Origin of the sequence: Neisseria sp. P0022.S009 (assembly GCF_051956675.1) — a bacterium.
Taxonomy (GTDB): Bacteria; Pseudomonadota; Gammaproteobacteria; order Burkholderiales; family Neisseriaceae; genus Neisseria.
Map to the genome: position 1 here is coordinate 355,234 of NZ_JBQCXE010000001.1, position 22,395 is coordinate 377,628.

General features: G+C 49.8%; 22 protein-coding genes. 15 read left to right on the forward strand and 7 right to left on the reverse strand.

Annotation, left to right across the window (positions count from 1 at the left end; translation table 11 throughout):
• Window positions 1-15: 15 nt before the first annotated feature.
• The 15 genes from ACTHUG_RS01740 (at window position 16) to ftsZ (ending at window position 16,721) form a co-directional block, all read left to right on the forward strand.
• The gene (locus ACTHUG_RS01740) at window positions 16-165 is read left to right on the forward strand and encodes a hypothetical protein (protein ID WP_049322572.1); all 150 of its coding nucleotides are present in this window, start codon (window positions 16-18) and stop codon (window positions 163-165) included.
• A gap of 100 nt (window positions 166-265) precedes the next feature.
• Window positions 266-1,348 carry a phospho-N-acetylmuramoyl-pentapeptide-transferase gene (gene mraY, locus ACTHUG_RS01745; RefSeq protein WP_440386021.1) on the forward strand — a complete coding sequence of 361 codons (1,083 nt, stop codon included), beginning with the start codon at window positions 266-268 and terminating at the stop codon, window positions 1,346-1,348.
• Window positions 1,349-1,464: 116 nt separating this feature from the next.
• Window positions 1,465-1,953, forward strand: coding sequence for a group II truncated hemoglobin (locus tag ACTHUG_RS01750; RefSeq protein ID WP_440386022.1), 489 nt, complete (start codon window positions 1,465-1,467; stop codon window positions 1,951-1,953).
• Window positions 1,954-2,012: 59 nt separating this feature from the next.
• Complete coding sequence (locus ACTHUG_RS01755; RefSeq protein ID WP_440386023.1) at window positions 2,013-3,032, forward strand: SEL1-like repeat protein; 1,020 nt, start codon at window positions 2,013-2,015, stop codon at window positions 3,030-3,032.
• 83 nt (window positions 3,033-3,115) lie between these two features.
• A complete protein-coding gene (locus tag ACTHUG_RS01760) occupies window positions 3,116-4,036 on the forward strand; it encodes an SEL1-like repeat protein (protein ID WP_036493421.1) in 921 nt (306 codons plus the stop codon).
• A 73-nt stretch (window positions 4,037-4,109) separates the two neighbouring features.
• Complete coding sequence (locus tag ACTHUG_RS01765; RefSeq protein ID WP_440386024.1) at window positions 4,110-4,925, forward strand: tetratricopeptide repeat protein; 816 nt, start codon at window positions 4,110-4,112, stop codon at window positions 4,923-4,925.
• Window positions 4,926-4,970: 45 nt separating this feature from the next.
• A complete protein-coding gene (gene murD / locus ACTHUG_RS01770) occupies window positions 4,971-6,308 on the forward strand; it encodes a UDP-N-acetylmuramoyl-L-alanine--D-glutamate ligase (protein ID WP_440386025.1) in 1,338 nt (445 codons plus the stop codon).
• A gap of 243 nt (window positions 6,309-6,551) precedes the next feature.
• The gene (locus ACTHUG_RS01775) at window positions 6,552-8,048 is read left to right on the forward strand and encodes an amidase (RefSeq protein WP_440386026.1); all 1,497 of its coding nucleotides are present in this window, start codon (window positions 6,552-6,554) and stop codon (window positions 8,046-8,048) included.
• 271 nt (window positions 8,049-8,319) lie between these two features.
• On the forward strand, window positions 8,320-9,582 hold the full coding sequence (locus ACTHUG_RS01780) for an FtsW/RodA/SpoVE family cell cycle protein (RefSeq protein ID WP_440386027.1): 1,263 nt from the start codon (window positions 8,320-8,322) through the stop codon (window positions 9,580-9,582).
• Window positions 9,583-9,586: 4 nt separating this feature from the next.
• Window positions 9,587-10,654, forward strand: coding sequence for an undecaprenyldiphospho-muramoylpentapeptide beta-N-acetylglucosaminyltransferase (gene murG, locus ACTHUG_RS01785; protein ID WP_440386028.1), 1,068 nt, complete (start codon window positions 9,587-9,589; stop codon window positions 10,652-10,654).
• A gap of 165 nt (window positions 10,655-10,819) precedes the next feature.
• Window positions 10,820-12,229, forward strand: a complete 1,410-nt coding sequence (gene murC / locus ACTHUG_RS01790) for a UDP-N-acetylmuramate--L-alanine ligase (RefSeq protein WP_440386029.1) — start codon at window positions 10,820-10,822, stop codon at window positions 12,227-12,229.
• A gap of 88 nt (window positions 12,230-12,317) precedes the next feature.
• Window positions 12,318-13,232 carry a D-alanine--D-alanine ligase gene (locus tag ACTHUG_RS01795; protein ID WP_003748301.1) on the forward strand — a complete coding sequence of 305 codons (915 nt, stop codon included), beginning with the start codon at window positions 12,318-12,320 and terminating at the stop codon, window positions 13,230-13,232.
• Window positions 13,222-13,941 carry a cell division protein FtsQ/DivIB gene (locus ACTHUG_RS01800; protein ID WP_440386030.1) on the forward strand — a complete coding sequence of 240 codons (720 nt, stop codon included), beginning with the start codon at window positions 13,222-13,224 and terminating at the stop codon, window positions 13,939-13,941. Before ACTHUG_RS01795 ends, ACTHUG_RS01800 begins: the two co-directional genes overlap by 11 nt.
• Before the next feature lie 74 nt (window positions 13,942-14,015).
• Complete coding sequence (ftsA, locus tag ACTHUG_RS01805) at window positions 14,016-15,269, forward strand: cell division protein FtsA (RefSeq protein WP_003682483.1); 1,254 nt, start codon at window positions 14,016-14,018, stop codon at window positions 15,267-15,269.
• A gap of 252 nt (window positions 15,270-15,521) precedes the next feature.
• Window positions 15,522-16,721, forward strand: a complete 1,200-nt coding sequence (gene ftsZ, locus ACTHUG_RS01810) for a cell division protein FtsZ (RefSeq protein ID WP_003748303.1) — start codon at window positions 15,522-15,524, stop codon at window positions 16,719-16,721.
• Between the two features lie 121 nt (window positions 16,722-16,842).
• Here the strand turns inward: ftsZ and ispH are convergent, their stop codons facing one another.
• The 7 genes from ispH to ACTHUG_RS01845 all read right to left on the reverse strand — a co-directional run bounded on the left by ispH (window position 16,843) and on the right by ACTHUG_RS01845 (window position 22,380).
• Entirely contained in the window at window positions 16,843-17,811 is a 969-nt protein-coding gene (gene ispH, locus ACTHUG_RS01815) for a 4-hydroxy-3-methylbut-2-enyl diphosphate reductase (RefSeq protein ID WP_049331909.1), read from the reverse strand.
• Between the two features lie 15 nt (window positions 17,812-17,826).
• Window positions 17,827-18,333, reverse strand: a complete 507-nt coding sequence (gene lspA, locus ACTHUG_RS01820) for a signal peptidase II (RefSeq protein ID WP_308905100.1) — start codon at window positions 18,331-18,333, stop codon at window positions 17,827-17,829.
• 136 nt (window positions 18,334-18,469) lie between these two features.
• Window positions 18,470-19,369 carry a glycine--tRNA ligase subunit alpha gene (gene glyQ, locus ACTHUG_RS01825; protein WP_003685919.1) on the reverse strand — a complete coding sequence of 300 codons (900 nt, stop codon included), beginning with the start codon at window positions 19,367-19,369 and terminating at the stop codon, window positions 18,470-18,472.
• An 81-nt stretch (window positions 19,370-19,450) separates the two neighbouring features.
• Complete coding sequence (yacG, locus tag ACTHUG_RS01830; RefSeq protein WP_308187389.1) at window positions 19,451-19,633, reverse strand: DNA gyrase inhibitor YacG; 183 nt, start codon at window positions 19,631-19,633, stop codon at window positions 19,451-19,453.
• Entirely contained in the window at window positions 19,630-20,250 is a 621-nt protein-coding gene (gene coaE, locus ACTHUG_RS01835; RefSeq protein WP_440386031.1) for a dephospho-CoA kinase, read from the reverse strand. The genes yacG and coaE overlap by 4 nt, the downstream gene beginning before the upstream one ends.
• Window positions 20,250-21,137, reverse strand: coding sequence for a prepilin peptidase (locus ACTHUG_RS01840; RefSeq protein WP_440386032.1), 888 nt, complete (start codon window positions 21,135-21,137; stop codon window positions 20,250-20,252). Before ACTHUG_RS01840 ends, coaE begins: the two co-directional genes overlap by 1 nt.
• Window position 21,138: 1 nt before the next feature.
• Window positions 21,139-22,380, reverse strand: a complete 1,242-nt coding sequence (locus ACTHUG_RS01845) for a type II secretion system F family protein (RefSeq protein WP_188214120.1) — start codon at window positions 22,378-22,380, stop codon at window positions 21,139-21,141.
• Between the last annotated feature and the right edge of the window lie 15 nt (window positions 22,381-22,395).

A 22,395-nucleotide genomic window follows, 5' to 3' on the forward strand; every position in this document is an offset into this window, starting at 1 on the left:
AAGGCCGTCTGAAATATGAAAAAGATTTTTCTATTGGCTGGTTTGCTGTTTGCCGCGTTTTATGCCGGAATGAAAGTACAGGCATTTATCTATGAAGATACCTGCTTGGACTTGGGCGGCGGAAAGAATCCCGGAAACTATCCGATTTGCGTGGTAGAGAAATAATCTTAATCAATAAGGCCGTCTGCAATTTCAGACGGCATACTGATTGATTTTTAATTGGGCATAAGCCCGCTGTAACAACAAAAACAAAAAAGGAAGTTCCATGTTTTTATGGCTCGCACATTTCAGTAACTGGTTAACCGGGCTGAATATTTTTCAATACACCACATTCCGCGCCGTCATGGCGGCTTTGACTGCTTTGGCGTTTTCCCTATTGCTTGGTCCGTGGACCATCCGCAAACTGACTGCGCTTAAAGTCGGCCAGGCAGTGCGCACCGACGGCCCGCAAACCCACCTCGTCAAAAACGGTACGCCAACCATGGGCGGCTCGTTGATTTTGACCGCCATTACCGTATCCACAATCTTGTGGGGCAACTGGGCAAATCCTTATATCTGGATTCTCTTAGGCGTCTTGCTTGCTACCGGTGCACTCGGTTTTTACGACGATTGGCGCAAAGTAGTTTATAAAGACCCTAACGGCGTGTCTGCCAAATTCAAAATGGTGTGGCAGTCGAGCGTCGCCATCATTGCCGGCTTGGTGTTGTTCTACCTTGCGACAAATTCCGCCAACAATATCCTGATTGTTCCCTTCTTCAAACAAGTTGCCTTGCCGCTTGGCGTAGTCGGCTTCTTGGTATTGTCCTACCTGACCATCGTCGGCACATCCAATGCCGTTAACCTGACCGACGGCCTTGACGGACTTGCCGCCTTCCCCGTCGTCCTTGTTGCCACCGGCCTTGCCATCTTTGCTTATGCCAGCGGCCACTCACAATTTGCACAATACCTGCAATTACCTTACGTTGCCGGAGCAAACGAAGTCGTGATTTTCTGTACCACCATGTGTGGCGCGTGTCTCGGCTTTTTGTGGTTTAACGCCTATCCGGCACAAGTCTTTATGGGCGACGTCGGCGCGCTCGCGCTCGGTGCGGCGCTCGGTACCGTTGCCGTCATCATCCGCCAAGAATTTGTCCTCGTCATTATGGGCGGCCTGTTTGTCGTTGAAGCCATTTCCGTTATGTTGCAAGTCGGTTGGTACAAACGCACCAAAAAACGCATTTTCCTGATGGCGCCGATTCATCACCATTACGAACAAAAAGGCTGGAAAGAAACCCAAGTCGTCGTCCGTTTTTGGATTATCACCATCGTCTTAGTGCTGATTGGTTTGAGTACCCTTAAAATCCGCTAAATCTCCAAAGGCCGTCTGAAAGTTTCAGACGGCCATTATGTAGGATAAGCATGCTTGTCTGAATCCTCTATTTCAAAAATAAATCCCGCAATAATCCACACAGAAAGTCCCCAAACATGTACCAATCTTTCGGCGGCGCAACCGGCATCCGCACCCTGACCGACCGTTTCTACGACTTGATGGAACTTGAGCCGAAATATCAAACCTTGCGCCAAATGCACGGCGAAGATATGACCCTGATACGCGAAAAGCTCTACGAATTTTTCAGCGGCTGGCTCGGTGGACCGCAACTCTTTATCGAAAAATACGGCCATCCCCAACTGCGTGCCCGCCATATGCCTTTTGCCGTCAACGTACAAGTCCGCAACGAATGGATCGCCTGCTTTGCCCAAGCCATGAGCGAATTGGACATCGACAAAACACTTGCCGAGCCGGTTTTAATCCAAGTTTTTGCCATGGCAGATTGGTGTCGTAACCAAAACGAAGACGGTATCGAACCGCCTATGCCGCCGATGGCGGTTGATCCTTGGGTACGCGCACCGGAATTACAGCAGATTTTGAGTAGCTATGGTGTGAATAGCTTTTTTAAGGAATTCACTAGTTAAGGCCGTCTGAAAAACTAGGATAAAACAGAAACAATAATCTGAATGTAATGGATTTTAAAATGAATAAATTATTAAAAAAAATGATGGTAGCCCTGTTATCTTTGGGTTTGGCGCAGGCGGTTTGGGCTGATAATGTGCCGGATTTTAAGGAAACGTTTCAAGATGCAGAACAAGGATTTGCAGCTGCCCAATATAATTTGGGTCTGATGTATGCCAATGGGCAAGGAGTCCATCAAGACGATGCACAGGCGGTGCGGTGGTATCGCAAGGCGGCAGAACAAGGGTATGCTCAAGCTCAATATAATTTGGGTGTGAGGTACGACAATGGGCGAGGAGTTCGTCAGGACTATACACAGGCAGTGCAGTGGTATCGCAAGGCGGCAGAACAAGGATTGGCCGATGCCCAATATAATTTGGGTATGATGTATGCCAATGGGCAAGGAGTTCGTCAAGACTATGCAGAGGCAGTGCGATGGTTTCGCAAAACGGCAGAGCAAGGGCTTGCAAAAGCCCAATATAATCTAGGCCTGTCCTATGCACAAGGACAAGGTGTGAGCCAAGACTATGTTCAGGCGGTGAGATGGTATCGCAAGGCTGCGGAACAGGGACATGCAGATGCGCAAAATAATTTGGGTGTGATGTATGATAATGGAAAAGGAGTTCGTCAAGACTATACAAATGCGGTGCAGTGGTATCGCAAGGCTGCGGAACAGGGACATGCAGGTGCTCAAATTAATTTGGGTATGATGTATGAAAAAGGGCAAGGCGTGCACCAAAACTATGCAAAGGCAGTGGAGTGGTATCACAAGGCGGCTGAACAAGGACATGCCCAAGCTCAAAATAATTTGGGTGTGATGTACGACAATGGGCAAGGAGTTCGTCAGGACTATGCACAGGCGGTGCAATGGTATCTCAAGGCAGCAGAGCAGGGGTATGCAGATGCTCAATATAATTTGGGTTTGATGTATGAAAAAGGGCAAGGTGTACGTCAAAGTAAAATAGTTGCTAAAGAATGGTTTAAGAAGGCTTGTGCTAATGGAGACAAGCAAAGTTGTGATGTTTATCGCCAATTGGATTAGGCAGGGTATTGAATTTTGCTAAGGGCCGTCTGAAAAAACTAGGATAAAACAGAAACAATAATTTGAATGTAATGGATTTTAAAATGAATAAATTATTAAAAAAAATGATGGTAGCCTTGCTGGTTTTCGGTATAGGACAAACAGTGTATGCGGAAGAGGTTCCTGACGTTCAGAAAATTTTGTGGGTGGCGGAACAAGGTTATGTTCCTGCTCAATATATTTTGGGTGTAATGTATGCTGATGGACAAGGCGTGCGCCAAGACTATGCTGAAGCGGTCAAGTGGTATCGTAAAGCAGCGAAACAGGGAGATACCCGAGCACAATCTAATTTGGGGTTGATGTATGTCAACGGAAAAGGTGTGCGCCAGGATTATGCAGAGGCAGTGCGGTGGTTTCGCAAGGCAGCAGAACAAGGGGATGCAGCTGCCCAATCCAATTTGGGTGTAATGTATGTCAACGGACAAGGCGTACATCAAGACTATGCTGAAGCGGCGAAATGGTTCCATAAAGCAGCGGAACAAGGAAGTGCTGAAGCCCAACTTAATTTAGGTGTGATGTATGCTAATGGGCAAGGTATGATCCAAGACTATGTCGAAGCGGCAAAATGGTATAGAAAAGCGGCAGAACAGGGTGATGCTCAAGCCCAATATAATTTAGGTGTGATGTATACCGACGGACAAGGTGTACGCCAAGACTATGTCGAAGCGGTTAAATGGTATCGTAAAGCTACAAAGCAGGGTGATGTCAAAGCCCAATATAATTTAGGTGTGATGTATGCCAATGGACAAGGAGTCCGTCAAAACTATGTGCAGGCAGTGAAGTGGATTGAAAAGGCAGCAATGCAAGGTCATGTCAAAGCCCAATACAATGTGGGTGCGATGTATGCTAATGGACAAGGTGTCCGCCAAAATCTAAGAGTTGCCAAAGCGTGGCTCGGTATGGCATGTAATAACGGTAATCGGCTAGGATGTGACGGTTACCGTCGTTTAGAATCGGGTTATTGAGCGGTTTATGAAATGCCGTCTGAAAAAACTAGGATAAAACAGAAACAATAATTTGAAAGAAATGAATTTTAGAATGAATAAATTATTAAAAAAAATGATGGTAGCCCTGTTATCTTTGGGCTTGGTGCAGGCAGTTTGGGCTGATAATGTGCCGGATTTTAAGGAAACGTTTCAAGTTGCGAAGCAAGGAAATGCTAAAGCCCAATATAATTTGGGTGGGATGTACTACAATGGGCAAGGAGTTCGTAAGGACTATGCACAGGCAGTGCAGTGGTATCGCAAGGCGGCAGAACAAGGGTTTGCTAAAGCCCAATATAATTTGGGTGTGATGTATGAAAAAGGACAAAGTGTCCGCAAAGACTATGTTGAAGCGGTCAGATGGTATCGCAAGGCGGCAGAACAAGGGATTGCAGAAGCCCAATTTAATTTAGGTTTGATGTATTACAACGGACAGGGAGTCCGTCAAGACTATGTACAGATAGTGAAGTGGTTTCGCAAGGCTGCAGAACAAGGGTTTGCACAAGCCCAATTTAATTTGGGTGTGATGTACGACAATGGGCAAGGAGTTCGTCAGGACTATATACAGGCAGTGCAGTGGTATCGCAAGGCGGCAGAACAAGGGTTTGCACAAGCCCAATTTAATTTGGGTGTGATGTACGAGAATGGGAGAGGAGTTCGTCGGGACTATATACAGGCAGTGCAGTGGTATCGCAAGGCTGCAGAACAAGGGATCGCACAAGCCCAATATAATTTGGGTTTGATGTATGCCAAAGGAGAAGGTGTTCGTCGGAACTATAAGATTGCCAAAGAGTGGTTTGGTAAGGCTTGTGATAACGGACTACAACAAGGTTGTGATGCTTATAGAGAATTGAATCAGGCAGGATATTGAGCCCCTATTTAAATACCGTCTGAAAAAACTTAGGATAAAACCAAAATGACTTTTCAAAATAAAAAAATCCTCGTCGCCGGACTTGGCGGCACGGGTATTTCCATGATTGCCTATCTGCGCAAAAACGGTGCGGAGGTGGCTGCGTATGATGCGGAGCTGAAAGCCGAGCGCGTGTTGCAAATTGGTAAGATGTTTGACGGGCTGGTGTTTTATACGGGCCGTCTGAAAGATGCGTTGGATAATGGTTTCGATATTCTGGCGCTCAGTCCCGGCATCAGTGAGCGTCAGCCGGATATCGAGGCGTTCAAGCAAAACGGCGGGTGCGTGTTGGGCGACATCGAATTGCTGGCGGACATTGTGAACCGCCGCGGCGACAAGGTGATTGCGATTACCGGCAGCAACGGCAAAACCACGGTAACGAGCCTGGTCGGCTATCTCTGCATCAAGTGCGGGCTGGATACCGTTATCGCGGGTAATATCGGTACGCCGGTTTTGGAGGCGGAATTGCAGCGCGAAGGCAAGAAGGCGGACGTGTGGGTGTTGGAGCTTTCCAGCTTCCAACTGGAAAACACCGAAAGCCTGCGCCCGACTGCGGCGACGGTGCTGAACATTTCCGAAGACCATCTCGACCGCTATGACGACTTGCTTGACTATGCGCATACCAAGGACAAGATTTTCCGTGGCGATGGCGTGCAGGTTTTAAATTCAGACGACGTGTTCTGCCGCGCCATGAAACGGGCAGGACGCGAGGTGAAATGGTTTTCGTTGGAACACGCAGCCGATTTTTGGTTGGAACGTGAGACAGGCCGCCTGAAACAAGGCAATGAGGATTTGATTTCTACGCAAGACATCCCACTGCAAGGCTTGCACAACGCCGCCAACGTTATGGCTGCCGTCGCCTTGTGCGAAGCCGTCGGTTTGCCGCGCGAAGCATTGCTCGAACACGTCAAAACCTTCCAAGGCTTGCCGCACCGCGTGGAAAAAATCGGTGAGAAAAACGGCGTGGTGTTCATCGACGACAGCAAAGGCACGAACGTCGGTGCGACCGCCGCCGCGATTGCCGGTTTGCAAAATCCGCTCTTCGTGATTTTGGGCGGCATGGGCAAAGGGCAGGATTTCACGCCCCTGCGTGACGCGCTTGTCGGCAAGGCAAAAGGTGTGTTCTTGATTGGTGTCGATGCGCCGCAAATCCGCCGCGATTTGGACGGCTGCGGTCTGAATGTGACCGACTGCGCCACTTTGGAAGAAGCGGTTCAGACGGCATACGCCCAAGCCGAAGCGGGCGATATCGTGTTGCTCAGCCCAGCTTGTGCGAGCTTCGATATGTTCAAAGGCTATGCGCACCGTTCGGAAGTGTTTATCGAAGCGTTCAAAGCTTTGTAAGGCCGTCTGAAAGATGAAAAGAGGGTTGGTTTTACCGTAAACCTTGTGTGTCATTGTCTCAAAGGTCGTCTGAAAACGTTAAGGCAGTTTCAGACGACCTTTTTGCAGCAACTGTAAACTTGTTCCTTGCCTTTATCCGGTGTTACTGTTTCTTAAAATTTGCCTATGCGGGCAAACAGCGAGGCGGCGGGCAGCTATGCCTGACCGACAAAACATGTGTTTATCAATCCGAAAGGAAAACCCATGAATTTTCAAGACTACATCCGTTACGATGCCGTCGGTTTGGCAGAGCTGATCCGTAAAAAAGAAGTCTCCGCCGATGAAGTGTTGCAGGCTGCTTTAAACCGCTTGGACGAAGTCAATCCCAAGCTCAATCTGTTGGCGCACGATTTGCGCGAACGCGCGGCGGCATGGCAGTGGCCGTCTGAAAATGCCGATACGCCGCTGGCGGGCGTGCCGTTTTTGCTCAAAGACCTGCTGGCGGATTGGGAAGGTGCGCCGACATGGTCGGGTTCGCGCATGATGCAGCATTACATTGCCAAACAAAACAGCGATTTGACCCAAGCCTATCTCGATGCGGGGCTGCGCGTGTTCGGCAAAACCACCACGCCCGAATGGGGCGCGTATCCCGTTACCGAAACCGAAATTTACGGCATCACGCGCAATCCGTGGCATTTGGATTACACTGCGGGCGGCAGCAGCGGAGGCGCAGCGGCGGCAGTGGCTTCGGGCGTCGTACCCGCAGCGCACGGCAGCGACGGTGGCGGCTCCATTCGCTTACCCGCGCACAACTGCGGCGTGTTCGGGCTGAAACCCACGCGCGGCCGCAGCAGTTACGCGCCGAACGCATCGGAGGCATGGCAAGGTTTGGTATGCGACCATGTGTTGACCCGCAGCGTGCGCGACAGCGCGGTTTTACTGGACATCGCCGCCCAAATCCAAGCCCGCGCCCTGTATGCCTGCCCGCCGCCGCCCAAAAACGGTTTTGCAGACAGCCTGAAACTAGAAACAGGTCGTCTGAAAATCGCTTTTTGGAAACAGACATGGTTTGGCGGCGGTAACGACGAAGGCACGGAAGCCGCGTTTGCCCATAGTTTGAAACTGATGCAAGACGCGGGACACGAATTGGAAGAAGCCACGCCCGATTTCGCGCCGCCCGAACAGCTCAACCGCGCCGCCCGCATCATCGTCATGGGCGAAACGGCAAAACTGTTCTACCAATATCAATACGAAACCGGACAAAAACTGCCGCACTGCCTGCTTGAACCGACAACGTGGGCAATGATTGTGCAGGGGCGGCAAATCAGTGCGGGCGAAATGGCATGGGCGCGCGACGTGATGCTGGCGCAGGAACGTGCCGCCAAAGCATTTTTCACACGCTACGACGTGTTAATGACGCCCGTCTGCCCGCGCACCACGCCGAAAATCGGCGAGATGATGCCGCCGCCCGCCGCACAAAAAGCCATGCGCCTGCTGTTCGGCACGCTGCGCTTGGGTTTTCTGTTGAAAAACAACCCGTTTTTAGAAAAAGAAGCCGCCGCCGCGCTGCAATACGTCGGTTATACGTCGCCGCTGAACATGAGCGGCAACCCCGCCATGAGCGTGCCGCTTTACCGGCATAACGGGCTGCCCGTCGGTACTCAGTTTGCCGCCGCTCACGGACGCGAAGACACGCTGCTCCGCCTTGCAGCGCAGTTGGAACAGATACAGCCGTGGGTGGAAATACCGCAGTTGGCTTAGGGTTTGTATTGGATAAAAAGTAGCCTATTTTTCTGAAGAAAAAATTTATACAAGGCCGTCTGAGAACATAAAAGCGTTTTCAGACGGCCTTTTGCCGGTATCAAAGGGTAGGGGAGGGCGCAAAGAACGTCGGAATCCGGCATCTTTAAAGATTCTGAATTGTTGGTTTGGAAATAAACCTTTAAAATAACGTTAATTCATTTTTTCAGACGGCCTCTTGCCCATTTGCAGGCCGTCTGAATATTTTATTCAAGCCGTTACGGATGTTTTCATGATTAGTCTTTCCAAAATGCTTGACCGGCCGATTGCGCGCGATGGTCGGAAGTTTGATGTTTCTCTCTTGTGGATGGTCGTTTTGATGACGACCTTCAGCTTGGTAATGATTTATTCGGCCTCTATTGTATATGCGGCGTCGGATGGGGGCAGCCAGTTTTCTTTTGTGTTCAAACAGGCAATGTTTATCCTGTTTACGGTGGCCATGTGCTTGCCGCTTTTCCTGCTGAAAATGAGCTTTTGGCGGCGGATTATTCCGTTTTATTTTGTCGTTTCCGGTTTGCTGTTGTTGCTGGTTTTGTTTGTCGGCCGTGAGATTAACGGCGCGACGCGCTGGATTCATATCGGGCCGCTCAACTTGCAGCCAACCGAGTTTTTCAAATTGGCAACGGTTTTGTATTTGTCCAGCCTGTTTACGCGCCGTGAAGAAATGTTGCGCGATTTGGATTCTTTGGGTTGGTCGTCCCTATTTTCGGGTATCGGTGATTTGCTGTCCTGCCCGTTTAAGGCGGAGGCCAGGAGGCGGGTCAAGGAACGAGCCATCAAGTTCAAAACTCTGTTGTGGCCGATTGTGTCGATTGCTATCAGCCTGATTTTAATTATGTTGCAACCGGATTTTGGTTCGTTTGTTGTGATTGTCGTGATTACTATGGGTATGCTGTTTCTGGCAGGCTTTCCGTGGAAGTATTTTGCCGTATTGGTGGCGACCGTTGTGAGCGGAATGGGTTTGCTGATTTTGGCCGCGCCTTACCGTATGGCGCGTGTGGCGGCGTTTTTGAACCCGTGGAGCGATCCTCTGGGCAAAGGCTATCAGTTGACGCAGTCTTTGATGGCCATTGTGCGCGGCGGCTGGTTTGGCGAGGGTTTGGGTGCGAGCCTGGGTAAACGCTTTTACCTGCCCGAGCCACACACAGACTTTATTTTTGCCGTCATCGGCGAAGAATTCGGCTTTTTAGGGATGCTGGTTTTGGTGTTCTGCTACGGCTGGCTGGTGTGGCGCGCATTTTCCATCGGCAAACAGGCGCGTGATTCGGGCCTGATGTTCAGCGCGTACATTGCCAACGGCATCGGTATTTGGATTGGTATTCAAAGTTTCTTCAATATCGGTGTAAACATCGGTATCCTGCCCACTAAAGGCCTGACTTTGCCGTTTATGTCTTACGGCGGTTCGGCTGTCTTTATCATGCTGGTGTGCGTTACTTTGTTATTGCGCATTGATTATGAAAACCGCCAAAAAATGCGCGGTTATTCGGTGGAGTAAAACCATGAGCGGTAAAACTTTTATGCTGATGGCCGGCGGTACGGGCGGTCATATTTTCCCTGCATTGGCGGTTGCAGAATCGCTGCAAAAGCGCGGCCATCATGTGATTTGGCTGGGCAGTCAGGATTCGATGGAAGAGCGCATCGTGCCGCAATACGGCATACGCTTGGAAACGCTGGCGATTAAAGGCATCCGCGGCAACGGCATCAAGCGTAAGCTGATGTTGCCGTTTACGCTGTACAAAACCGTCCGCGAGGCGCAGCAGATTATTAAGAAACACCGTGTCGAGTGCGTTATCGGTTTTGGCGGTTTCGTTACATTCCCCGGCGGCGTGGCGGCAAAAATTTCCGGTGTGCCGATTGTGATTCACGAGCAAAACGCCGTAGCCGGTTTGTCCAACCGCCAACTGTCGCGCTGGGCAAAACGTGTTCTGTATGCTTTCCCAAAAGCCTTTCAACATGAAGGCGGATTGGTGGGTAATCCTGTCCGTGCCGATATTGCGGCATTGCCTGTTCCTGAAGAACGCTTTGAAAACCGTCAAGGCCGTCTGAAAGTTTTGGTGGTGGGCGGCAGTTTGGGTGCGGATGTGTTGAACAAAACCGTTCCGCAAGCTTTGGCATTATTGCCTGAGGAGGCTCGTCCGCAGATGTATCATCAGTCCGGCCGCAATAAATTGGGCAACCTGCAGGCGGATTACGATGCGTTGGGTGTGCAAGCCGAGTGCGTGGAATTTATTACCGATATGGTATCCGCCTACCGCGATGCCGATTTGGTAATTTGCCGTGCCGGCGCACTGACGATTGCCGAGCTGACGGCTGCGGGTTTGGGTGCGCTACTGGTGCCGTATCCGCACGCGGTGGACGACCACCAAACAGCCAATGCGCGTTTTATGGTGCAGGCCGAAGCCGGTTTGCTGCTGCCGCAAACTCAACTGACGGCAGAAAAACTGGCCGAAATCCTCGGCGGCCTGAATCGCGAAAAATGCCTGAAATGGGCGAAAAATGCCCGTACGCTGGCGTTGCCGCACAGTGCGGACGATGTGGCGGAAATTGCCATATCCTGTACCGAATAAGTAGGCAGACTTTGTTCAAGGCCGTCTGAAAAGTTGATTAACGGCGTTTCAGACGGCCTTTATTGCTTTTGTTAAAATTCCTTTACAATAAAAGCATAGCGCAGAAGCGGATAGCCCTTTAAAATAACGCCTTTACGCACTAAAAACCAACCGGAACGCAACATTATGATGAAAAATCGAGTCACCAACATCCATTTTGTCGGAATCGGCGGCGTCGGCATGAGCGGTATTGCCGAAGTCTTACACAATTTGGGCTTTAAAGTTTCCGGTTCGGATCAGGCGCGTAATGCCGTTACCGAGCATTTGAGCGCTCTCGGCATCCAAGTTTATCCCGGCCATACTGCCGAACACGTCAATGGCGCCGACGTAGTTGTTACCTCTACCGCCGTCAAAAAAGACAATCCCGAAGTCATCGCTGCGTTGGAACAGCAGATTCCCGTGATTCCGCGCGCGTTGATGTTGGCAGAATTAATGCGCTTCCGCGACGGCATCGCCATTGCCGGTACGCACGGCAAAACCACAACCACCAGTCTAACTGCTTCTATTCTCGGCGCGGCAGGACTTGACCCGACTTTCGTTATCGGCGGCAAACTCAATGCCGCTGGTACCAATGCCCGTTTGGGTAAAGGCGAATACATCGTCGCAGAAGCCGACGAATCCGATGCCTCTTTCCTGTATCTGACGCCGATTATGTCCGTCGTAACCAATATCGACGAAGACCATATGGACACTTACGGCCACAGCGTTGAGAAACTGCATCAGGCGTTTGTCGATTTTATTCACCGTATGCCGTTCTACGGCAAAGCCTTTTTGTGTATCGACAGCGAACACGTCCGTGCAATTTTGCCGAAAATCAGCAAACCTTACGCCACTTACGGTTTGGACGATACTGCCGATATCTACGCGACCGATATTGAAAACGTCGGCGCGCAAATGAAATTTACCGTTCATGTTCAAATGAAAGGACATGAGCAAGAGCCGTTTGAAGTTGTTTTGAATATGCCCGGCCGACACAACGTCCTCAATGCGTTGGCGGCTATCGGCGTTGCGCTGGAAGTTGGTGCATCGGTTGAAGCGATCCAAAAAGGCTTGCTCGGCTTTGAAGGCGTTGGCCGCCGCTTCCAAAAATATGGCGACATTAAATTGCCAAACGGCGGAACCGCTTTGCTGGTGGACGATTATGGTCACCATCCTGTCGAAATGGCAGCAACCCTTTCCGCTGCGCGTGGTGCATACCCTGAAAAACGCTTGGTCTTGGCTTTCCAGCCGCACCGCTATACCCGCACACGTGATTTGTTTGAAGACTTTACCAAAGTCCTCAATACCGTTGATGCGTTGGTGTTGACCGAAGTTTATGCCGCAGGCGAAGAGCCGATTGCCGCAGCCGATTCCCGCGCCTTGGCGCGCGCCATCCGCGTATTGGGCAAACTTGAGCCGATTTACTGCGAAAACGTTGCCGATCTGCCGCAAATGCTGCTGAATGTTTTGCAAGACGGCGATGTTGTTCTGAATATGGGTGCCGGTAGCATCAACCGCGTTCCGTCTGCATTGGTGGAATTGTCGAAACAATCATAATAAACAGGCATATTTGCCTTTGAGGACACATAGGTCGTCTGAACAATATTTCAGACGGCCTGTATCAGTATTTAAGAAAGTAGAAATTATGCAGAATTTTGGCAAAGTGGCCGTGTTGATGGGCGGCTTCTCCAGCGAGCGCGAAGTTTCTCTGGACAGCGGCGCCGCTATTTTGGCTGCCTTGAAAAGCAAAGGCGTGGATGCCCATGCGTTTGACCCCAAAGAAACCCCGTTGTCTGAATTGAAAACCCAAGGGTTTCAGACGGCCTTCAATATTTTGCACGGCACTTTCGGCGAAGACGGCGCGATTCAAGGCGCATTGGAACTGATGGGTATTCCTTATACCGGCAGCGGTGTGGCCGCTTCCGCGCTGGGTATGGACAAATACCGCTGCAAACTGATTTGGCAGGCCGTGGGTTTGCCTGTTCCTGAGTTTGCCGTATTGCATGACGACAGCGACTTTGATGCCGTTGAAGAAAAATTGGGCCTGCCGATGTTTGTGAAACCCGCCGCGGAAGGCAGCAGCGTCGGTGTGGTAAAAGTTAAAGAAAAAGGCCGTCTGAAAAGCGTTTACGAAGAATTGAAACATTTGCAGGGCGAAATTATTGCCGAGCGCTTTATCGGGGGTGGCGAGTATTCTTGCCCGGTATTGAACGGCAAAGGCCTGCCCAGCATTCATATTATTCCGGCTACCGAGTTTTACGATTACGAAGCCAAATACAACCGCGACGATACGGTTTATCAATGCCCGTCGGAAGATTTGAGCGAGGCGGAGGAAAACCTGATGCGCGAACTGGCCGTGCGTGGCGCGCAGGCGATTGGTGCGGACGGCTGTTCGCGCGTGGACTTCCTAAAAGATACGGACGGTAAGCTGTATCTTTTGGAAATCAATACCTTGCCCGGTATGACCAGTCATAGTTTGGTGCCAAAATCTGCAGCCCATACCGGCGTAGATTTTGCTGATTTATGTATTGAGATTTTGAAGACCGCTCATGTGGGATGATGCAGGCGCACTGGGTCGGCTGACCCGCCGGCTATTGTTGCTGATGGCCTTTCTGCTGATAGGTTCGGGCATAGCTTGGCTTTACAATTCCAAATATTTCCCTGTGAAACAGATTGCCATTCAGGGCAAGCTGAAATATGCTTCCGGCAAAGAATTGCAAACTGTTGCAAGAGAGCATATCAGGGGCAATATGTTCCGCGCCGATATTGATTCGGCGCAGGCCGCTTTTCAGCAGTTGCCTTGGATTGATTCGGCAATGGTGCGCCGCCGTTTTCCGGAAACCGTGGAAATTATCCTGACCGAGCGCGTGCCGGTTGCACACTGGCGCGCTGGCGGCTTGGTGGACAGTAAGGGTAATGTGTTTGCCGCAAGCCTGAAACAGGACCTGCCTATATTTGAAGGGCAGCAGGGGACAGGCAAAGACATGGTTAAACATTATGCGGACTTTTCCGGTATTTTGAGTCCGTTGAAACTGACCATCAAAGAATTGATCTACACGCCGCGTTCGGCATGGCTGCTTGTATTGAACAACGGCATTACCGTGCGCTTGGGGCGTGAAAACGAAATTAAACGTTTGCAGCAGTTTGCCCAGATTTGGCCGTCGCTGCTGCGTAAAAAACAAAGTCGTATCGAGTATGTCGATATGCGTTATAAGGATGGTTTTTCAGTCCGTTACAGGCCGTCTGAAAACCCTTCCGACAGTGAATAGCCGATTAGACGTGAAGCAATCTTGTTTCAAAAATAATCAAACCGTCAGTCAGACAACATAGCGAACGAGCAATTATGGAACAACAACAAAATAAATATATCAGTGCCTTAGACATTGGTACGTCCAAGGTCATCGCCTTAATCGGCGAGATTCGGGAAGATAATGAAATCCACATTGTCGGCTTGGGCCAAAGTCCTTCACGCGGCCTGCGTGCAGGTATGGTGACCAATATCGATGCTACCGCGCAAGCCATTCGTCAGGCGGTAGAAGATGCCGAGTTGATGGCAGATACCAAAATTTCCCACGTTGTCACCGGTATTGCCGGTAACCATATCCGCAGCCTGAACTCACAAGGCGTGGTCAAAATTAAAGATGGCGAAGTATCGCAAGCCGACATCGATCGTGCCATCGAAACAGCCAAAGCCATCAATATTCCGCCTGATCACAACATCTTGCATACCGTGGTTCAAGAGTACATCATCGACAACCAACCCGGTGTGAAAGAGCCTATCGGCATGAGCGGCGTGCGTTTGGACACCCGCGTACACATCATTACCGGTGCGAACACTGCTTTGCAAAATATCCAAAAATGTATCCAACGCTGCGGCCTGCAAATGGATCAAATCATGCTTCAGCCTTTGGCGAGCGGTCACGCTGTTTTGACTGAAGACGAAAAAGATTTGGGCGTGTGCGTCATCGATATCGGTGGTGGTACAACCGACATCGCGGTTTATACCAATGGCGCCATCCGCCATACCGCGGTTATTCCCGTTGCCGGCGATTTGATTACCAAAGACTTGGCGCAAGCCCTGCGTACGCCGCACAGTGCCGCTGAGTACATCAAAATCCATTACGGTGCCGCCATTCCGACTATGGACGGCTTGGATGAAATGATTGAAGTTCCTAGTGTTGGCGACCGTCAATCACGTCAAATTTCACGCCGCGTATTGGCTGAAATCATCGGCCCGCGCGTAGAAGAGATTTTGGAATTGACGCTGAACGAATTGCGCCGTTCCGGCTTCCCAGAAGAAGTGTTGACTTCTGGTATCGTTTTGACCGGTGGTGCCTCTATGTTGACCGGTATTGTTGAGTTGGCGGAAGAAGTCTTTAATTTGCCGGCACGTATCGGTGTTCCACAAGAAATGGGCGGCGTATCCGAGCGTATTCGCAATCCACGCTATTCAACAGCAATTGGCCTGCTTCAGACGGCCTATGCTGCCGAAGAGGGTGAACAAACCAGCCGAACCGGTGCAATTGCCCTGAATGATTCAGGCAAAAAAATGGGTCTGTGGGAAAAAATCCAAAGATTCTTCAGAGACAATTTCTGATAAAAGTTTTCAGGGCAGGCGGTGTAGCAACCGTTTGTCCTGAATATTTAAGTGGAATTAAACGGTTTTAAATAATTGCTAAGTGGATAATTTAAAACTTGTATATTTTCTGTTAAAAAATGTAGTAAAAATATAACGCCGACAGCCGAATGGTAAGAAGATTTTTGCCAGTATCTGGATACTTCTTATATAATACGGATAATGAGTTATTTTTGAACCGTCCTTATAAAGCGGGGCGCGGAGGATTATTGAATGGAATTTGTTTACGACGTAGCAGAATCAGCAACGAGCCCTGCTGTTATTAAAGTTATCGGTTTGGGCGGCGGCGGCTGTAATGCCATCAACAACATGGTTGCCAACACTATTCATGGTGTTGAGTTCATCAGTGCCAATACCGATGCGCAATCATTGGCAAAAAACAATGCGGCTAAACGCATTCAATTGGGTACAAACCTGACTCGCGGTTTGGGTGCCGGTGCAAATCCTGAAATCGGCCGCGCCGCTGCTCAAGAAGATCGCGAAGCCATCGAAGATGCCATCCGCGGTGCAAACATGCTGTTCATCACTACCGGTATGGGTGGTGGTACAGGTACCGGCTCTGCTCCTGTTGTGGCTGAAATCGCTAAAGAAATGGGTATTCTGACCGTTGCGGTTGTAACCCGTCCGTTTGCTTACGAAGGCAAACGCGTACACATCGCTCAAGCAGGTTTGGATCAGCTCAAAGAGCGCGTTGACTCCCTGATTATTATCCCGAACGACAAATTGATGACCGCCTTGGGCGAAGACGTGACCATGCGTGAAGCTTTCCGTGCGGCCGACAATGTACTGCGTGACGCGGTTGCCGGTATTTCCGAAGTGGTGACTTGCCCGAGCGACATGATCAACTTGGACTTCGCCGACGTAAAAACCGTGATGAGCAATCGCGGCATCGCCATGATGGGTTCAGGTTTCGCGCAAGGTATCGACCGTGCCCGTTTGGCTACCGATCAAGCTATCTCCAGCCCACTCTTGGATAATGTTACTTTGGATGGCGCACGCGGTGTATTGGTAAACATCACCACTGCTCCTGGCTGCCTGAAAATGTCTGAGTTCAACGAGATTATGCGCATCGTCAACCAAAATGCACACCCTGAAGTGGAATGCAAATTTGGTGCTGCCGAAGATGAGAGCATGAGCGAAGACGCTATCCGTATTACCATTATTGCTACCGGCTTGAAAGAAAACGGTACTGACAACCAACTGCGTGCTGCTGCCCGTACCCAACAATTGGTACGCGGTGCGGAAGAAGCGCCTCAAGCTCAAAGCCAAAGCAGTGCTGAAAGCCTGGTTCGTACCAACCGCAATATCCGTTCTATGAATCTGACTGCGGCTGATTTCAGCAACCAGTCTGTACTGGATGACTTTGAAATTCCGGCAATCTTGCGCCGTCAGCAACACACTCCTGAGAAATAATCAGGATAATGTATGAAAAGACCTGCCTTTAAGGCAGGTCTTTTTTATTGGCAAAATAAACTTAAGGCCGTCTGAAAATTTTCAGACAGCCTTGAGTTTTCAAATAAAGCAAATAACAAGCCTACCCTTTATTGAGAATTTGCTTGTTTTCGCCCTCGCGGCGCAATTCTTTAGGCAAGACAAATACAATGCTTTCTTCTGCGCCTTCTCCTTCACGTATGGTCTCATGTCCCCAGTCTTGAATGGTTTGTAAGACTTCTCGAACCAAGACTTCGGGAGCGGATGCGCCGGCAGTTACACCAACCTTGGTTTTGTTTTCAAACCATTCTTTTTTCAGATAGGAAGCATTATCGACCATATAGGCATCAACTCCGCGCAATGCGGCTACTTCACGCAAGCGGTTGCTGTTGGAAGAATTGGGCGAGCCGACAACAATCACGAGATCGCATTCTTCCGCCAATTCTTTAACGGCAGTTTGGCGGTTGGTTGTGGCGTAGCAGATGTCTTCTTTGTGCGGATTGCGGATATTGGGGAAGCGTTGATTCAAAGCTGCAATGATGTCTTTGGTTTCGTCCACCGATAAAGTGGTTTGGCTGACGTAGGCAAGCTTGTCAGGATTTTTGACGTTCAGCCCGGCTACATCTTCCACTGTCTCAACCAAAAACATTTTACCGGGGGGCAATTGTCCCATTGTGCCTTCTACTTCGACGTGGCCTTTGTGGCCGATCATAATGATTTCGTAATCTTGGGCATCGAGGCGGGCTACTTCTTTGTGGACTTTGGTTACCAAAGGACAGGTGGCATCAAAAACGCGGAAACCGCGTTGTGCCGCTTCTTCCTGTACGGCTTTGGATACGCCGTGAGCAGAGTAAATCAGCGTGGCACCCTTGGGTACATCCGCCAAGTCATCGACAAATACGGCACCTTTTGCCCGCAGATTGTCCACGACGAATTTGTTGTGAACGACCTCATGGCGGACGTAAATAGGCGCGCCGAATTCTTCGAGTGCACGTTCAACAATGCTGATGGCGCGGTCAACGCCGGCACAAAAGCCGCGGGGATTGGCAAGGATAATGGTTTTTTGAGTCATGTGTGTTTTCCGTTTTCAGACGGCCTTTGTGTCGTTTGAAGGTGTTTTTTTGTGCAGCAAACCATCTAATACCAAGCAAACCGCGCCAACGCAGATAAAGCTGTCGGCAATGTTAAATGCGGGATAGAACCAGTTTTGCCAATAGAAAAGCAGAAAATCGACAACGTGGCCGTGAATCAGACGGTCAACCACATTGCCAATTGCGCCGCCGATAATCATGGCTGCCCCCAGTTTGCCCCAGCGTCCAAACTCATCGCGCCAGATGGCACGGGCCAAATACAGGCTGATGACGACGGCCAGACCTAAAAAGAAGAATTTTTGCCAGCCGCCTTGGTCGGCCAAAAAGCTGAATGCCGCGCCTGGATTATAGGCAAGCGTCAGGTCAAAAAAGTCTGGAATGATATTGAGGCGTTCGCCTTCGGTAAAGTGTTTCAAGATTTCCCATTTGCTCAGTTGGTCAAGAATGATGGCAACGAGGGAAAGTAAGAAAAAGGGCGTTTTTGCAGTAGAGGATGAACTCATGTTTTCAGACGGTTTATGTAATAAAGGGCTTATTTTACCTGAAAGCAGGCAGGAAGTGTTTGCGATGGGGCCGTCTGAAAATAGAAACGCCGCCACTTGAATGTATCAAAGGGCGGCGTGGTAAGCATGTGCGGGCTTATTGGTTTTTAAGTAATGGGAAGCCCAGTTTCTCGCGGCTTTCAACGAATTTTTGAGCAACGATACGGCTCAGTGCACGAATGCGTCCGATGTAGGTTGCGCGTTCGGTAACGGAAATGGCACCGCGTGCATCCAAGAGGTTGAACGTGTGGCCGGCTTTGAGTACAAGCTCGTAAGCAGGCAGGGCAAGACTGGTGTCTTCAACTGCAAGCAGGCGTTTGGCTTGTTCTTCATAGTCGTTGAATTGGCGCAAGAGCCAATCGGCATCGCTGTATTCGAAGTTGTAGGTAGATTGTTCGACTTCGTTTTGATGATAAACGTCGCCGTAAGTGACGATGTTGCCATCAAGGGTTTTTGCCCAAACGAGGTCGTACACGTTTTCCACGCCTTGCAAATACATGGCGAGACGCTCGATACCGTAGGTGATTTCGCCGAGTACGGGGGAGCAGTCGATACCGCCTACTTGTTGGAAGTAGGTGAATTGGGTTACTTCCATGCCGTTGAGCCAAACTTCCCAACCCAAGCCCCAAGCGCCGAGAGTAGGGTTTTCCCAGTCGTCTTCGACAAAGCGGATGTCGTGTACTTTAGGGTCGATACCCAATTCACGCAGGGAGTCAAGGTAGAGGTCTTGAATATTGGCGGGAGCTGGTTTGAGCGCAACTTGGAATTGATAGTAGTGTTGCAGGCGGTTGGGGTTGTCGCCATAGCGGCCGTCTTTGGGGCGGCGGCTGGGTTGAACGTAAGCGGCAAACCAAGGCTCCGGGCCTAATGCACGCAGGCAGGTGGCAGGATGGGAAGTACCGGCACCGACTTCCATATCGAAAGGTTGGATAACGGTGCAGCCTTTGTCTGCCCAGTAGTTCTGTAATTTGAAAATAATTTGTTGGAAGGTGAGCATGGTGGATGGAATAGATTGGAATAAAGAGGGTATTTTACTGTTTTGAGCCTGTTTTGGATAGGCTGAAGGAAGCGGCGTAGGTTATTTGCTGTCCAATAGGTCTGAAAAAGGGTCGTCTTCTGAAGAAACGGTGTATTTTTCTTGCGCCCATTCGCCTAAATCAATGAGTTTACACCGTTTGCTGCAGAAAGGGCGGTAGGGGCTGTCGGTATTCCAAACGACTTCTTTGTGGCAGGTCGGACATTTTACAACAGGAGCGGTCATGCAGTTTCTTTCAGTGATTGTGCAATGGATTGATAGTATTGATGCAGGCGGAAAACCTTGATTTTTGCTTCTTCCAAGCTATGGGTATTGTCCAATATATCGTCGGCATGAAGCAATCTGTCAGATCGGGAAGCTTGGGTAGCCATGATTTGGCGCGTCTGTTCTTCTGAAAAACCATTGCGTTGGTGTACGCGTTCGATTTGGACGGATTCTGGAACATCTACAACTAAAATGCGGTCGGTTTCCGCTTTAAATGCCGGATTCTCAATTAAAAGCGGTACATCGACAATGCCGTAGGCAGAGGAAGCAAGTTTTTGTTTCTGCTGTTGGATTTTGTTTAAGATTAATGGCAGAAGCAGCTTTTCCAGTTGTTTTTTGGATTGAGGCCGTCTGAAAACTTCTTCCCGTAAAGCCGTACGATTCAGACGGCCTTTGCTGTCAAAAACCTCATCACCGAAAAGCTGGCGGATGGCTGGAAGCGCTTCGCCGTTTTCAGCGGTCAGTGAGCGACTGATGGCATCGGCATCGATAATGGGTACGCCAAGTTCGGCGAACATTTGGGCGACAGATGATTTGCCGCTGCCGATACCGCCGGTCAAGCCTATCCATAATGTCATTATCGGAATCCTGATTGTACGAGCCACCATTGTACCAGTTGGGTAATAGGTGCATTGCCAACCAAAATAATCCATCCTGCTACAGCAAGGCTGGGACCAAAAGCAAAATATTGACCTTTACCGACACGGGCGATGAGCGCGCCCACCAGCCCGACTAAGGCAGCCATGAAGATCAGAACAGGCAATATCCCTACGCCTAGCCATGCGCCGAGTGCGGCCAAAAGTTTGAAATCGCCATTGCCCATGCCGATTTTACCGGTCAGAAGTTTATAGACAGCGCATAAAGTATAAAGGCTCATATAGCCTGCGATTGCACCCCAAACGGCTGAATGAAGGGGTACGAATGTATCGTTCAGATTAAACAGCAGGCCGATCCAAATTAGGGGCTGAGTCAGGCTGTCGGGCAAATATTGCGTATCGGCATCGATAAAGGTCAGCGCAATCAATATGGCAGTCAGAATCAATCCGCCAATAGTTGCCCAGGACCAGCCGTATTGCCACGCGACAATACCGAATAAGACACCTGTCAGCAGCTCAATCAACGGATAGCGTATGCTGATATGGGTTTTGCAGGCGTGGCATTTCCCACCTAGAAAAACATAGCTTAGGATGGGTATATTTTGCCAAACTCTGATCGGACTTTCGCATTTTGGGCAGCGTGAATCCGGTTTACGCAGATTAAATGGCTGTTTTTCTTCGTCTGTCAGCTCGATGCCCAAATGCTCTTTGGAAAATTGTGTCCATTCACGCTCCATCATTATCGGCGTGCGATAAATGACGACGTTCAGAAAGCTACCAATCAGCAATCCCAAAATAACGGCTAAAGGAATGGCGAATGGCGCAAGAGCGGTAAAGGCGTCGATGGCAGAGTAAATACTATCAAGCATATCAACCTACGACATTACCCAAGTTAAACAACGGCAGATACATGGCAATCAGCAAGATACCGATGAGCGAACCCAATACCACCATGATGATAGGTTCCATCAAGGCAGACAATCGGGAGACGGAGTTGTCTACTTCATCTTCGTAGAATTCGGCTGCTTTGTTCAGCATATCGTCCAAAGAGCCTGACTCTTCGCCGATGGCCGCCATTTGGATCACCATATTGGGGAACATATCCGTGCTTTGCATACTGGATGTCAGCGACAGGCCTTGGGTTACCTTGGCGCGGATGTCTTGAGTGGCTTCTTCATAGAGAATATTGCCGGATGCGCCTGCAACTGAATCTAATACTTCCACCAAAGGAACGCCGGCCGCGAAGAGGGTAGAAGTCGTACGCGCCCAACGGGCAATGGTCGCTTTACGGACGATGGTACCGAAGATAGGCAACCTCAAAATCAAAGCATCGATTCGTTTTTGGAAGGTAGGCGATTTTTCATGGAGTTTGTACAGGCCGAAGGCGGAAGCAATCAAAAGGATAATCATAATCCAGCCGTAATCGACAAATAAATCGGACAAGTTCATGACGAGTTGGGTAAGGCCTGGCAGCTCTGCACCCATATTGGCATAAACTTCTTTAAAGGCAGGCAGTACAAACATCATCATAATGAAGATAAGCGCAATCGCCACCACGATAATGGCAATCGGGTAGGTCAGCGCGGTTTTAACCTTTTTCTTAATGGCTTGGGTTTTTTCTTTATAAACAGCCAGTTTGTCCAATAAGCTTTCCAGTACGCCGCCGGATTCGCCTGCGCTGACCAGGTTGCAATAGAAACGGTCGAAATATTTTGGATATTTGGAGAACGATTTGCCTAATGCGCTACCTTGTTCGACATCGGAGCGAATCTGCATCAGCATTTCGGTCATACTCGGATTGGAGTGGCCGCGAGCAACGATTTCAAAAGCCTGCATCAGCGGCAAGCCTGCCTTCATCATCGTTGCCAGTTGGCGCGTAAACACTGTGATGTCTTCTTGGGTAATGCGGCGTTTGCGTGCGGTTTTGACTTTGCTGATGCGCAAAGGACGAATGCCTCTGCGCTGGAGTTTTTTGCGTGCCTCTTCTTCATCTTTGGCAACTACTTCGCCGCGGACAAGACGTTCGGTCTCGATGTTTTTTCCTTCAAATGTAAAACGCTTACCTTTGCTTCTTGAACCGAACAGACTTCTTTTTTGCTCTGCTTGAGCCATGAGTTATCCCTTGTT

Excerpts from the sequence above, each read along its gene's own strand:
- murG (WP_440386028.1), top strand. The coding sequence starts at position 9,587 with ATGAGCGGTAAAACTTTTATGCTGATGGCCGGCGGTACGGGCGGTCAT.
- ispH (WP_049331909.1), bottom strand. The coding sequence starts at position 17,811 with ATGACTCAAAAAACCATTATCCTTGCCAATCCCCGCGGCTTTTGTGCC.
- ACTHUG_RS01760 (WP_036493421.1), top strand. The coding sequence starts at position 3,116 with ATGAATAAATTATTAAAAAAAATGATGGTAGCCTTGCTGGTTTTCGGT.
- murC (WP_440386029.1), top strand. The coding sequence starts at position 10,820 with ATGATGAAAAATCGAGTCACCAACATCCATTTTGTCGGAATCGGCGGC.
- lspA (WP_308905100.1), bottom strand. The coding sequence starts at position 18,333 with ATGAGTTCATCCTCTACTGCAAAAACGCCCTTTTTCTTACTTTCCCTC.
- murD (WP_440386025.1), top strand. The coding sequence starts at position 4,971 with ATGACTTTTCAAAATAAAAAAATCCTCGTCGCCGGACTTGGCGGCACG.
- coaE (WP_440386031.1), bottom strand. The coding sequence starts at position 20,250 with ATGACATTATGGATAGGCTTGACCGGCGGTATCGGCAGCGGCAAATCA.
- mraY (WP_440386021.1), top strand. The coding sequence starts at position 266 with ATGTTTTTATGGCTCGCACATTTCAGTAACTGGTTAACCGGGCTGAAT.
- ftsA (WP_003682483.1), top strand. The coding sequence starts at position 14,016 with ATGGAACAACAACAAAATAAATATATCAGTGCCTTAGACATTGGTACG.
- ACTHUG_RS01800 (WP_440386030.1), top strand. The coding sequence starts at position 13,222 with ATGTGGGATGATGCAGGCGCACTGGGTCGGCTGACCCGCCGGCTATTG.
- ACTHUG_RS01840 (WP_440386032.1), bottom strand. The coding sequence starts at position 21,137 with ATGCTTGATAGTATTTACTCTGCCATCGACGCCTTTACCGCTCTTGCG.
- ACTHUG_RS01750 (WP_440386022.1), top strand. The coding sequence starts at position 1,465 with ATGTACCAATCTTTCGGCGGCGCAACCGGCATCCGCACCCTGACCGAC.
- ACTHUG_RS01740 (WP_049322572.1), top strand. The coding sequence starts at position 16 with ATGAAAAAGATTTTTCTATTGGCTGGTTTGCTGTTTGCCGCGTTTTAT.
- ACTHUG_RS01845 (WP_188214120.1), bottom strand. The coding sequence starts at position 22,380 with ATGGCTCAAGCAGAGCAAAAAAGAAGTCTGTTCGGTTCAAGAAGCAAA.
- ACTHUG_RS01780 (WP_440386027.1), top strand. The coding sequence starts at position 8,320 with ATGATTAGTCTTTCCAAAATGCTTGACCGGCCGATTGCGCGCGATGGT.
- ftsZ (WP_003748303.1), top strand. The coding sequence starts at position 15,522 with ATGGAATTTGTTTACGACGTAGCAGAATCAGCAACGAGCCCTGCTGTT.
- ACTHUG_RS01765 (WP_440386024.1), top strand. The coding sequence starts at position 4,110 with ATGAATAAATTATTAAAAAAAATGATGGTAGCCCTGTTATCTTTGGGC.
- glyQ (WP_003685919.1), bottom strand. The coding sequence starts at position 19,369 with ATGCTCACCTTCCAACAAATTATTTTCAAATTACAGAACTACTGGGCA.
- ACTHUG_RS01795 (WP_003748301.1), top strand. The coding sequence starts at position 12,318 with ATGCAGAATTTTGGCAAAGTGGCCGTGTTGATGGGCGGCTTCTCCAGC.
- ACTHUG_RS01775 (WP_440386026.1), top strand. The coding sequence starts at position 6,552 with ATGAATTTTCAAGACTACATCCGTTACGATGCCGTCGGTTTGGCAGAG.
- ACTHUG_RS01755 (WP_440386023.1), top strand. The coding sequence starts at position 2,013 with ATGAATAAATTATTAAAAAAAATGATGGTAGCCCTGTTATCTTTGGGT.
- yacG (WP_308187389.1), bottom strand. The coding sequence starts at position 19,633 with ATGACCGCTCCTGTTGTAAAATGTCCGACCTGCCACAAAGAAGTCGTT.